At 33.7% G+C, this 12,669-nt stretch carries 10 protein-coding genes; 9 read left to right on the plus strand and 1 reads right to left on the minus strand.

Annotation, left to right across the window (positions count from 1 at the left end; genetic code table 11):
- Window positions 1–240 precede the first annotated feature (240 nt).
- A complete protein-coding gene (locus AN960_RS22135; protein WP_056476505.1) occupies window positions 241–933 on the plus strand; it encodes a DUF899 domain-containing protein in 693 nt (230 codons plus the stop codon).
- A gap of 435 nt (window positions 934–1,368) precedes the next feature.
- Here the strand turns inward: AN960_RS22135 and AN960_RS22140 are convergent, their stop codons facing one another.
- Window positions 1,369–1,731 carry a YciI family protein gene (locus AN960_RS22140; RefSeq protein WP_056476508.1) on the minus strand — a complete coding sequence of 121 codons (363 nt, stop codon included), beginning with the start codon at window positions 1,729–1,731 and terminating at the stop codon, window positions 1,369–1,371.
- Window positions 1,732–2,614: 883 nt separating this feature from the next.
- Between AN960_RS22140 and AN960_RS22145 the strand changes: the two genes are divergently transcribed.
- From AN960_RS22145 to AN960_RS22180, 8 genes are all read left to right on the plus strand, one after another.
- The gene (locus tag AN960_RS22145; RefSeq protein ID WP_056476510.1) at window positions 2,615–3,280 is read left to right on the plus strand and encodes a YwrJ family protein; all 666 of its coding nucleotides are present in this window, start codon (window positions 2,615–2,617) and stop codon (window positions 3,278–3,280) included.
- A gap of 401 nt (window positions 3,281–3,681) precedes the next feature.
- Window positions 3,682–5,037, plus strand: coding sequence for an arsenic transporter (locus AN960_RS22150; RefSeq protein WP_056476513.1), 1,356 nt, complete (start codon window positions 3,682–3,684; stop codon window positions 5,035–5,037).
- A gap of 36 nt (window positions 5,038–5,073) precedes the next feature.
- Window positions 5,074–5,736 carry a YwrJ family protein gene (locus tag AN960_RS22155; RefSeq protein WP_082459642.1) on the plus strand — a complete coding sequence of 221 codons (663 nt, stop codon included), beginning with the start codon at window positions 5,074–5,076 and terminating at the stop codon, window positions 5,734–5,736.
- A 340-nt stretch (window positions 5,737–6,076) separates the two neighbouring features.
- A complete protein-coding gene (locus tag AN960_RS22160) occupies window positions 6,077–7,099 on the plus strand; it encodes a LacI family DNA-binding transcriptional regulator (protein WP_056476519.1) in 1,023 nt (340 codons plus the stop codon).
- A gap of 188 nt (window positions 7,100–7,287) precedes the next feature.
- The gene (locus AN960_RS22165) at window positions 7,288–8,586 is read left to right on the plus strand and encodes an ABC transporter substrate-binding protein (RefSeq protein WP_056476521.1); all 1,299 of its coding nucleotides are present in this window, start codon (window positions 7,288–7,290) and stop codon (window positions 8,584–8,586) included.
- Between the two features lie 106 nt (window positions 8,587–8,692).
- Complete coding sequence (locus AN960_RS22170; RefSeq protein WP_286131779.1) at window positions 8,693–9,643, plus strand: carbohydrate ABC transporter permease; 951 nt, start codon at window positions 8,693–8,695, stop codon at window positions 9,641–9,643.
- A 22-nt stretch (window positions 9,644–9,665) separates the two neighbouring features.
- Window positions 9,666–10,511 (plus strand): carbohydrate ABC transporter permease, encoded by an 846-nt coding sequence (locus AN960_RS22175; RefSeq protein WP_056476525.1) that lies wholly within the window; start codon window positions 9,666–9,668, stop codon window positions 10,509–10,511.
- A gap of 12 nt (window positions 10,512–10,523) precedes the next feature.
- Window positions 10,524–12,650 (plus strand): glycoside hydrolase family 36 protein, encoded by a 2,127-nt coding sequence (locus AN960_RS22180; protein WP_056476528.1) that lies wholly within the window; start codon window positions 10,524–10,526, stop codon window positions 12,648–12,650.
- The last annotated feature ends 19 nt before the right edge of the window (window positions 12,651–12,669 follow it).

Below are 12,669 nucleotides of genomic sequence, written 5' to 3' on the forward strand. Positions count from 1 at the left end.
TCAACGCCACTAATTTTCCAATAGAAGATAGACCCTTGTTTTGTTCAACTTTTAATTTATTAAGTTTTTCATTTTTCGTCATACATCCAATAATCATAAAGGTGAGGAATATGTACTTATACAATATGGTACACTAATATTCGACCTTACGGGTGAGAGATTTGAATTAAGTCTAAATGTGACTTTTAAATTCCACTCAAAAAAGAACATATGAGTAAAACTATATGACGAGGTGTTGTTATGGATCACAAAGTTCTGCCAAGAAAAGAATGGCTTGAATCGAGGAAAGAACTTTTACAAAAAGAAAAAGATTTCACCAAGTTAAGGGATGAACTTACACAGAAGAGAAGAGATTTGCCGTGGGAAGCCGTTAGCAAGTCTTATCTATTTGACGGTCCGAACGGTACGGTATCATTAGCAGATCTATTTAATGGAAAAAGTCAATTGATTGTATACCATTTCATGTTCAGTCCAAATTGGAATCAAGGCTGCAAACATTGTTCTTTTTGGGCCGACCACTACAGCGGAATGGTTCCTCGCTTAAATCACCGAGATGTCAGCTTTGTTTGTATTTCCCGTGGACCATTAGAAAAGTTGGAGGCATTTAAAAAACGTATGGGTTGGACATTTCCCTGGTATTCATCAGGACACACGGATTTTAATTATGATTTTCAAGCATCTTTTATAGAAGACGAAGTAGAAAATAAATTAGCATATTATAACTATACTATGCAAAATCCAATGAGTTCCGACAGAGAAGGCGCGAGTGTTTTTTATAAAGATGATGAGGAAAATATATTTCATACATACTCCACTTACGCACGTGGCATTGACATGATGAATATCACATACCAGTTTCTCGATTTGGTCCCGAAAGGTAGGCAGGACGATCGTGGACTGCTTCATAGTGATCAATATGTACCAAAAGTATAAATTTTTTCATATTAAAAGGACTGCAAAAATGAACTGCAGTCCTTTCTGTTATGCAACTAACGTTTGCGTGTGTGGGGATAAATGCAGTTATGAATGTTAGAACCAAACTTAGAATAACGGTTAGATTTTTTCAATTTATTCCACCTTTAAGATAATTATATCAACTTAACGACCTTTGTAATTTGGGGGAATTCAGTATTTTGTTAAATAAATTTCAATTCTTCCTTATTCAACTAATCTTCCATTATGTTGGATAAGAATTTTTTCAGCAATTGATTTATTTCTAACTATTTACGATAAAAAACCAGAAAAGCCTTCTAACAGGTTTTCTGGATTTTCACTTTTTTACTGAATATTAGTTTACCTGTACAGGATAAACCCGTTGATATGACTTTTTTTATTCAGTCATATTAATCTAATTTTTAGCCTATCGGTCTATTCAAATACTTGGCGTAGTTCAATCTGTCCTTCACCAAGACCATGTGGATCTGGTGCGCGCATCGCCCATTCAATTGCTTCCTCGCGAGATTTCACATCTATGAACCAGTATCCTGCAATCAACTCATTGACTTCAGCGAAAGGTCCCTCTGTAATGATCGGCGGTTCTCCAGGAACAGGGTATGTTATACGAATACCGTTGGAGCTTGGATGGAGTCCACCGACTGACACCAGAACTCCAGCTTTCTTCAGTTCTTCATTATATTTCTTCATCTCAGCAAACATCAGATCCATCTGCTCACTTGGCATTGTCCCTGCTTCAGAATCCTTTGAGGCCTTCACAACCATCATAAATTTCATTAGTAACTCCTCCTCTGGCTTAGCTCAATAAAAGAATCGACTTTTCAACCGACCAACTTATGCAACAAACGCATGCGTTTGTTGCATAAGTTTATATATTACCTAAATAAAAGCATTTCTTCTAAAGACATAAAAAACTGCTGAGCCTAATGCCCTAGCATACGTTCGATGTTCAACTAAAGCACTGCGTTAGTTACATAAGTTCTCTAATTCACGATTAATAAGATTCTATTCCCATCTTTCTCAATGTCATCGCCCCGTTTGTATTATTCATTTTCATAACTACTTAAATGGATAATTAAATTTTAGCATATTTTGGAATTTGTAATACTTTTTTGAAGTGCTTATCAAACTGAACTGCCATTCTGTTCAATAAAAATAGACCGACAAATCGTCGATCATGTTTCACGTTGTATAACTAAAGCATGTGTTAGTTACACAAGTATATGAGTCATAATTGTGATGCAATCGAACTTTTTTAGTAAAAACAGTCAAGGAATGTTAATGTTATTATTATTCGTGGGATTAGTTGATTGTCGCCCAATTTCTTCATTCATTGATTGATTACCACTTTTATTGGGAGCACCAGTTCCAAACTTCTTTTCCATAAAAAATGCAAATGCAATCACAGCAATAATAATCTACTTTAAAGCAGCCAAAAAAATAAAGTAAGATCGAGTGAGCGATTCCATTCCAAAGTAAAAATTAAATGTTTTTTCACATATTCAATCAACTAATCACATTTTTTTGATGCATATCTTAAATATTAAAAGAATAAAAGTAAAACTGTAGAAATAAATAAATGTACGATTTAGGCAGAACATTATTTACTTTTTATAAGAAGAGAACGTTTTTATTTTAAATTATAAAGGGGGGAGAAAAGGTGAGTTATATAGATTCATTGCTAGATCGACAAGTATTTGTACTTCTATCTGGAGATATAGGTTTTGAAGGTATTTTAACAGATGCAGGACAAGACATACTTGTATTATATAATGGTCAAAAATATTATTATATCCCTTGGATTCATGTTCATCGAGTACATTTATGTCAGCATATTAAAGATAAGATAGATACTCCTAACGAGCCTTCAATTGCAAATGAGATTGAATCAATTTCTTACAGGAAAGTTTTAACAAATGCGAGAGGGATCTTCTCGGAAATATATGTTACGGGGAATTTGACGTTTCATGGCTATATTACAAGCGTTTTAAGTGACTATATCGTTTTTTATTCACCAGTATTTAAAATGATGTATATTTCATTATCTCATCTAAAGTGGCTCTCACCTTATCATCAAAATGTAACACCTTATTCAATTGATAATGCAAACTTTCCGATTAATCCATCGAATATCTCCCCTGTGCGCTCATTTGAATCTCAATTAAAAAAAGAAGAAGGAAAACTAGTTATTTTTGATGGTGGGAATGATCCTATGAAAATTGGTTTGCTGAATACGATTGAAAATAGTGTAATTGAACTATCGGTCGCAAGTGGGGAAGTAGTTTATTTAAGACTTAACCATATTAAGTCAGTGCATTTGCCTTAAATAAATTTTAGTTTTTGGTTTATTATTAAACCGACAGATAAACAATTGTGGTGTGCTTTTGTTAATTGAGAAGCTCTTATTCTAGAGCTTCTCTTTTTTTATTTGTTTCTCTTATTATAATTAATCCGAATAAAAGATAATTTCTAGACTATATGATTAGAAAAATATAAATCGGATGAGATCATCCACAAAATGTGATTTTCATTGTACTCTTTCTAAGGGCACCATTGGACAATTGTTACTATAGTTATTTATCTTTAAGGGACATTTGCATTATTTAGGTAAAACAACCATCTTCCATAAAATAATGAAATCATCTAAAACATCATTACTATATTTGAATAATAATATATTAAATGGACAAGTTTCATTGGAAAATATTTTATAAGAAGGTGAGTTTTATGAATTTCGAAATTCTAATGAGTGCTTCTGTATTTCTATTAACGATGGCAGTCATATTTTGGAGACCAAAAGGAATAAATGAAGCGTGGCCTGCTGCATTTGGGGCAGTAATTATTTTAGTGACTGGGATCGTAACAAAAAGTAATTTAATCGATATTGTACACAAAATTGGTGAAGCTTCTATTACAATTATCGCAACGATTGTAATGGCGATTATTTTAGAAAGTTTTGGATTTTTCCATTGGTCTGCTGCTAGACTTGCAAGCTTAGCAAAAGGGTCAGGACGCAGATTATACTGGTATATCCAGCTTTTATGCTTTTTAATGACATTACTCTTTAATAATGATGGCAGCATCTTAATTACAACTCCGATTTTAATTCTCCTATTAAAAAACCTACGTTTAAAACCACATCAACAAATTCCATATCTTCTTAGCGGAGCATTAATTGCCACGGCTTCAAGTGCACCAATCGGTGTAAGTAATATCGTAAATCTAATCGCATTAAAAATTGTTCATATGACTCTTTATATGCACACAGCTATGATGTTTGTCCCTGCAAGTACAGGATTGCTATTTATGTCATGGCTAATGTACATGGTATTAAGAAATAAATTACCAAAACAATTGCCGGTGTCTACCGATGATATTGAAGAGTCATTTTTTATGAAAAATTTTCATCCTTTAAAAGGGAAAATGTCAGTAGAAACAAAACAAAAAAGAACAAAATTTATGTTAAAGGTATTGGGATTTGTTTTTCTAATGCGCTGCTTATTATTCGTCGCTTCTTTTTTAGGAATACCGATCCAATATGTAGCAGTTTTAGGTTCTCTCGTCTTGTTAACTTGGAGATGGTATCACTTACGGACAAGCCCTGTTGATATCTTAAAAAAGACACCTTGGCATATTTTAGTCTTTGCTTTTTCGATGTATGTGATTATTTATGGTCTCCATAATGCTGGTTTAACTGCAGCTTTAGTAAAATTCTGTGAACCAATCGTAAACCAAGGCTTATTTCAAGCAAGCTTTATTATGGGAGGATTAGTTTCAATCCTATCTAATCTCTTTAATAATCATCCAGCTTTAATGGTTGGAACCATTACACTGACAGAAATGGGACTTGATCCGATTACATTAAAGACAATTTATCTAGCTAATATAATCGGTAGTGACATTGGATCGTTATTACTTCCAGTAGGTACTTTAGCATCCTTAATTTGGATGCACATCTTAAAACAAAATAAAATTAAAGTTAAATGGAAGGATTATCTAAATGTATCATTAATTGTCATTCCATTAACAACAATCGTTACACTGTTTCTACTATACTATTGGGTGCAATTAGTTTTCGCCTAATTAACAATTTCAATCTATTAGAAAGAGGAGATGCAAGTGAGTGATGTACAATCATTAGTTGGAGAAAAAATTTATGTACAATTATCAGGTGGTAATTATTTTGAAGGAATACTAACAGATTATGGAAGAGATGTCCTTGTATTGTACAATGGGGAAAAATACTATTATATTCCATGGATTCACGTTCACAGGGTAAGTCTTAGTAACAACTTTAAAGACAAAATAGATAAACCTACTGGACCTTCAATAGCAGAAGATATTGGAACGATCTCTTATCGTAAAATATTATCAAATGCAAAAGGAATATTTGCAGAGATTTATGTCACAGGTAATATCACATTTCATGGAAATATTATAAACGTTCTAAGTGACTATATCGTGTTTTATTCACCAGTATTTAAAATGCTGTATGTCCCTTTATCACATTTAAAATGGCTAACACCATACAATTATAATGCCAATCCCTATAACTCAAAAATCAATCTATTACCTGAAAATGCAAATATGTCATTTTCACGCTTGTTTGATACACAATTAAAAAAAGAAGAAGGAAAATTTGTCGTATTTGATGGGGCGATTGATCCAATGAAAATTGGAATACTCAAGAGTGTAGAGGAAGGTGTTATTGAATTAATTGTAGCAAGTGGAGAGGTCACTTTATTGAGGTTAAATCATATTAAGTCGTTTCATTTACCTTAGCTGATAGACGATCATCTATTATTTGAATTTACTAAACTAGAAAGAAGTAGATGGAAATCTACTTCTTTTGCATTTACTAAATATTAAATGAAAGAACAAAAGAGGTCCAAATAGAAAAAAATTACCGGTAAAAAATTTACTAGTTATATTTAGTGGTTTTTAACAATAAAATTTGAATAATCTTTGCGATTAATGAATTGTTTTGTTTAAATTTTTAGAAAAATCCGAAAAATACATTGAAAGCATTTTCAATATCTGTTAACATACAAATATAACAAGTAAATAAATTAGTAAATATTAAGTGAAAATCACTAAAATATTACGTAGAGAGGTTCATAATATGGCTACAATTAAAGATATAGCAAAATTGTCCCAAGTTTCACCAGCTACTGTTTCGAGAGTTTTAAATAATGATCAAAAGATTACAGTTTTAGAAGAAACGAGAGAACGTATTTTACAAGCTGCAAAGGATTTAGGTTATAAGACAGTATTAGAAAGGCGTGTTGAACAACAGGAATCAGATAAACCAGGTATAAGCGTGGGAATCTTACTTTCTAAAACTTTGGAAGAAGAAATGGCGGATCCATACTTCCTTACAATTAGACAAGGAGTTGAAGAGGAATTACTGAACCAAGGTATAGCTTCGACTTTCATGTTTAGATGGAATGATATTGGATCGAATCACCTATTTAAAGATTTAGGTGGAATCATCATAGTTGGAAAAATTAGCGAAAAGGCATTCAAAGCTGTAAGCGATAACATTGAAAACGTAGTATATATCCATCATTCCCCAGATGAAGATCTTTATGATTCCATTGTAATTGATTTTGTAAAATCTACAGAAACCGCTTTGATGCATTTATTGGAGCGAGGATATAAGAAAATAGGTTATATAGGTGGAGTGGATATTGAATATTTGAAAAACGAGACTGTTGCCATCGAAGACAAACGTCTTACAACTTATGAAAATCTAATGAAAGAAAAAGGGATCTATAATCAAAAGTATACGTTTATTGGTGAATATTCAATGTCACAAGGATATGAATTGATGAAAAAAGCAATTCAACAAAAAGATCTGCCAGAAGCTTTCTTTATTTCGAGTGATCCAATGGCAATTGGTGCATTAAAAGCGCTTCAGGAAGCAAATCTTTCAGTCCCGAATGATGTAGCAATTGTCAGTTTCGATGATATAGAGATGGCAAGTTTTGCAAGTACGCCATTAACAACTGTGAAAGTATTTACAAAAGAGATGGGGCAAACAGGAGTGAAATTGTTACTCGATCGGATAAGTGGGAGGAAAATTCCTTTAAAAGTAACCGTTCCAACAAAATTAATCATTAGAGAAAGTAGTGGGGATGATTGAAAGATGATCAACATTGGAGGTGGTTTTATGTAGAAAAAGATTAGTAGTTACATAGTTTTCTAATGTTTTGGCATTAGTTATTTCTTAACCATCATTCTAGCATTTTGTATTAAAGTGGTTACTCTAGTAAATATGTGAGCTTGCAATTTGTAATTATTTTATAAAAAATCTTAGGGAGAGATTTAATAGTGGTGAAGAAAAAGTACTTTTCAATAATCTTTATGTTGCTACTCGTCTTTTCAACTACTTTAGCTGGTTGTAATAATTCAAAAGAAGCTTCAACTGATAAAAATAGAAATAAACAAGTGACTTTGCAGTACTGGGCTTCATGGGCACCTGGTTCTGAAGAAGAGAGAAAAACGAAAGAGCAAATTCAGAAATTTGAAGATGAACACCCAAATATTAAAATTAATACGCAAGTTATTACTTTTGATGCACTACACGATAAATTAGTAGCGGCAATTAGTGGTGGTGCAGCTCCAGATTTAAGCTGGGGATTAAGTGAATGGTATGGAGAATTTAACAAAATGGGTGCATTGCACGATTTAACTCCATATGTAAATAATTGGGCTGATAAGGATAAAATTTATCCAAATGTAATGAAAGCCCTAACATTCGAAGGGAAAGTAACTGCCATCCCCCAATATCTAGGAATTCGAGCACTTTTATACCATGAAGACATGCTAAAAGCAGCGGGAATTCAGGAACCTCCAAAAACCTTTGATGATTTAATGAAAGTAGCGGGCGATATTAAAAAAGCAACTGGTAAATCCGCATTCGGTATAGCTGGTGCAGGAGTGCGCTCACCACAAGAGCTACTTGCCTACTTAGCTTCAAATGATGTAAAGATTGCTGAGAAAATGGATGATGGTAAATTTAAAAATACTTGGAAAGATAATCCTGAGCAACTTGTAAAAGCGACAGAAGTTTTTAAATTTTACCAGGAAATGCAAGATAAAGGTGTAATTCCTTCTGATGCTAAAGCATGGGGATGGGAAGAAGAAGATACTAACTTCTCCCTTGGTCAATATGCAATGGTAGTAAACGGGCCATGGATTGAAGATCGAGCAAAAGAAAATCCTAAAGAAATGAAAGATGTAAAAGTAGCAGCTCCTCCTTACAAAGAAAAACCAGCAACATTCCTAGAAATTAGCCCTCTATATTTATACAAAAATAGTAAACATCCTAAAGAAACATGGGAGTTTGCAAGCTATATCTTAGGGAAAGAATGGCAATCTAACATTCGTCCAACTAACTCACCACGTACTGATGTTGTCAGTGATAGTCAGTGGGGTAAAGGTTTTACGGATTTAGCGCCAACTGGTGTAACATATCCTGAAATCTCATTAGGTGGCGTTACAAAAAGTATGGAAGATGCACTTGCTAAGTCATTATTGCAAAAGGAAAGTCCTAAAAAAGTTGCTGAATGGTTGTCAGATCAAATTAATAATGATTTACAGAAATCAGGAGAACTTAGCAGTAAATAAATTATTTCAAGGAGTAGCAAGTATTGTATAGGAGAAAAAGTAATACTTGCTCTTTTATTACATACAATCATCAATCATCCGTATCGAAAGAGGGAGGTATATACTCTTGAACATAGAAACTGAGCAAGTTAATAAAGAACTCGGATTAACTAAAGAAAAAGTTAAAGGGGGATTTTCAAAAGAAAAAAAGAATATGATTCAAGCTTATTTATTTATATTTCCAGCGATCCTTTTTTTTCTTGCTTTAATTGCATTACCTCTGATCAATGTCGTGTGGGATAGCTTCCATTTTAAAAACCTCGTTAGTACTTTAAAAACTTCCTTTTCGGGATTAGAAAATTACAAAAATGTTATTCATGATGAAAATTTTACTAAGGCCCTTTCTAACACGACGATCTGGACTGTCGTTTCTGTTGCGGGTGAGTTTATTTTAGGTTTAATTTCAGCAGTAGCCTTAAATCAAAAGTTAAAAGGAAGAGCAATTTTTAGAGGATTGATCATTATACCTTGGGTTGTTCCAATTGTAATTGCAGGAACGACGTGGATATGGATGTTAACCCCAGATTATGGCATTATTAATTTTCTTCTTACAAAGTTTGGGATATTAGATAAACCGTATTATTGGTTAGGCGAATTGAATTCCGCATTGTTAACTGTAACCTTTGTAAATATTTGGAGAAGTTTTCCTTACTATACAATCTGCTTACTAGCAGCAATGCAATCGATTCCTAAAGAATTATTAGAAGCTGCGGCGATAGACGGAGCCGGTGCGATGAAGCGATTTTTTAAAATTGTGTTGCCACAATTAAAGCCGGTATCAGTAGTCTTAATCTTTATTCATCTTATCTGGACAGCTATAAACTTTGATTTTATCTGGGTAATGACAGAAGGTGGGCCACTTAATGCGACTGAAACTCTCCCAATCATGATATATCGATATGCAATGAAACAATTTGATGTTGGATCGGCTTCAGCGTTGGCAACTATGATGATAGGATTTATGATTACAATTTTTGTAGTTAATTACTATTATAATGTCAAAAAAAATAGAGTCTAATCTATGTTAGGAGTGATAAAACATGCTAATGAGTAAAAGAAGGATGCTGGTGAGTAAAATTGTGACTTATATTGTGCTAATCGTCATCTCGATTTACTGCGTGTTCCCGTTTCTATGGATGTTGGTAACGTCCTTAAAACCAACTGATCAAATTCGTACTACCCATCCTAGTTTCTTCATCAAACATCCTACTTTTTCACATTTTGAAAATGTTCTAGTAAATACAAAGTTCATTACGTTTTTTGTTAATAGTTTAATAGTTGCAATTTCTACAACACTTATATCTGTATTGGTATCGATTTTTGCTGGTTATGCTTTAAGCAGGTTTCAAAGATTTAGAGGAGTTAAATTTCTAAATATAACAATGCTATTATCTCAAATGATTCCAGGGGTTCTATTGTTAGTTCCACTTTATATCTTGATGCAAAGGTTTGGATTGTTGGATACATACGCATCAATGATTCTAGCTTATACAACGTTTATGGTCCCGTTATGTACTTTTATGTTAAAAGGATTTTTTGATTCAATTCCATATGAATTAGAAGAAGCAGCGGAGATGGATGGTTGTTCAAGAGTTCGAATAATATTTCAGATTATCCTGCCGATTTCAATTCCGAGCATTGTAGCAACAGCGTTATTTGCATTTGTTAACGCTTGGAATGAGTTTATGTTTGGATATGTTTTTATTAACGACGAAGCACATCGTACGTTAACGCCAGGGATTACTCTTTTTAAAGGACTCTATTCTACAGATTGGGGAAGTATCATGTCTGCATCTGTGTTAGCAGTTATTCCAATCGTAATCATGTTCATCTATTTACAAAGATACTTGATAGAAGGTATGACGGCTGGTTCAGTTAAAGGATAAGGAGGTTTTAACATGTCAGAAGTAATAGAAAAAGTTGGGAAAATAATTGAAATTGAAGAAAACGGAATATACCTTGTATTTGAGGTCACCGAGGACAAAGATGTTAGATTTCTTCACTTTTCGTCTATTCCTTCAAATGAGTATTTAAACTGGGATGATAAAAAAAGAAGTAAATATCGTCTAGTTGAAGTTCATTTTTCTGGTGAAAATCAAAATGATCATCATGGGTCAAAACATACGGGTACAAACCCAGGGAGACGCTTAAAATTACAAAATTTTAAGGATAAAGTAAATTCAAACGGTCGTAAGCTTGTGTTTGAATTGATGGATGAAGTAACAAATGTTGTAGTGAATTCAACTATGCAATTTTATAACGGAATTCAGATTGTAAGGACTTGGACAGAGGTCGTTAATAAAGGTAATGAACCGGTTGGTATCGAATACGTTTCATCTTTCGCTTATACAGGTATCGATAAAGAAGGTCTAAAAAACAGAGAAGAGAAAATGAGGTTACACATCCCTCATAACACATGGTATGGGGAAGCACAATGGCATCACTATTCACTGACCGATTTAGGGCTATACAAAGTGAATGAATTTTCGATGAAAAGATTAGCGTATTCTAGTACTGGAACATGGTCAACATCACAATATGTTCCGATGGCCATTTTAGAAAATACAGAAACAGGAACGGGATTTATTTGGCAAATTGAACATCATGGATCTTGGCATTGGGAAATAAGTGATATTGCGGATTCGCTTTATTTACTGTTAAGTGGACCTACAGAAAGTGAGAATCAGTGGTGGAAAGAGCTAATACCAGGAGAAACCTTTGTTTCTGTACCTGTTGCAATTGGAGCTACTAGTGGTGGAACAGAAAAAGCCATTTCAGAAATAACGTCATATCGTAGAAGAATCCGTCGTCCAAATAATGATAATATACATCTTCCAGTCATTTTTAATGATTATATGAATTGTCTATTCGGTGATCCAACGACAGAAAAATTGTTACCCCTAATCGAGGCAGCTTCTGTTGCTGGTTGTGAATATTTTTGTGTCGACTGTGGGTGGTATTCAGATGGTTATTGGTGGGATGGAGTAGGTGAGTGGATCCCTTCTAAAGAGCGTTTTCCAAATGGGATAACAGAGGTTTTAAATTATATTCGGAGCATGGGGATGGTACCTGGACTTTGGTTAGAATTAGAAGTGATGGGAATCAATTGTCCACTTGCAAGTAAAGTACCAGATGAATGGTTTTTTCAACGCCATGGTAAGAGAGTGATCGATCATTCTAGATATCAATTAGATTATCGTAATCCCGAGGTAAGAGATTTTGCAACCGGAATAATTGATCGTTTAGTATCCGAGTATGGTGTTGGTTACATCAAAATGGACTATAACATTAATGCTGGAGTGGGTACAGATTATCATGCGGATTCAATGGGTGACGGTTTACTTGAGCATAACCGAGCTTATTTAAGTTGGCTTGATCAAATATTTACAAAATATCCTGATTTAGTAATAGAAAACTGCAGTAGCGGCGGTATGCGGATGGATTATAGTTTACTAAGTCGGCATAGTCTACAATCCAGTAGTGATCAAACAGATTACTTAAAGAATGGTGCAATTGCTGCAGCTGCTGCCTCCTTAGTAACACCTGAACAGTGTGCAGTGTGGTCATATCCGTTAAAAGAAGGAGACGATGAGGAAGTTATTTTTAATATGATCAATAGCTTACTTCTAAGAATTCATCAAAGTGGCCATTTAGCTGAAATCAGTCCAGAACGGTTCCTTTTAGTTAAAGAAGGAATTGAGTACTATAAAACAATTCGTCAATCCATTGTAACTAGTACTCCAATTTGGCCAACAGGTATACCTAATTTAGGCGATTCTTGGATGAGCTTTGGATTAAGAAACGACGATAAGAATTTTATTGCAGTTTGGAGATTGGATTCTAGTGAGGAAAACTATTTGATCCCATTAAACCATTTAAATAATAGAGAAGTAGAAGTTAAATTAGCATACCCATCAAAAGGGGATGTTGACTACAAATGGAACAAACATAGTGGGACATTAACAGTTAAAATCCCAAAAAGGAATGCTGCTAGATTATTTGAGGTCAATTTAAAGAATCGTTAATTTGCAAAATATTTGGTAA

This window comes from Bacillus sp. FJAT-25509 (assembly GCF_001420605.1).
Taxonomy (GTDB): Bacteria; Bacillota; Bacilli; order Bacillales; family Bacillaceae_G; genus Gottfriedia.

Excerpts from the sequence above, each read along its gene's own strand:
- AN960_RS22135 (WP_056476505.1), top strand. The coding sequence starts at position 241 with ATGGATCACAAAGTTCTGCCAAGAAAAGAATGGCTTGAATCGAGGAAA.
- AN960_RS22140 (WP_056476508.1), bottom strand. The coding sequence starts at position 1,731 with ATGAAATTTATGATGGTTGTGAAGGCCTCAAAGGATTCTGAAGCAGGG.
- AN960_RS22150 (WP_056476513.1), top strand. The coding sequence starts at position 3,682 with ATGAATTTCGAAATTCTAATGAGTGCTTCTGTATTTCTATTAACGATG.
- AN960_RS22160 (WP_056476519.1), top strand. The coding sequence starts at position 6,077 with ATGGCTACAATTAAAGATATAGCAAAATTGTCCCAAGTTTCACCAGCT.
- AN960_RS22175 (WP_056476525.1), top strand. The coding sequence starts at position 9,666 with ATGCTAATGAGTAAAAGAAGGATGCTGGTGAGTAAAATTGTGACTTAT.
- AN960_RS22180 (WP_056476528.1), top strand. The coding sequence starts at position 10,524 with ATGTCAGAAGTAATAGAAAAAGTTGGGAAAATAATTGAAATTGAAGAA.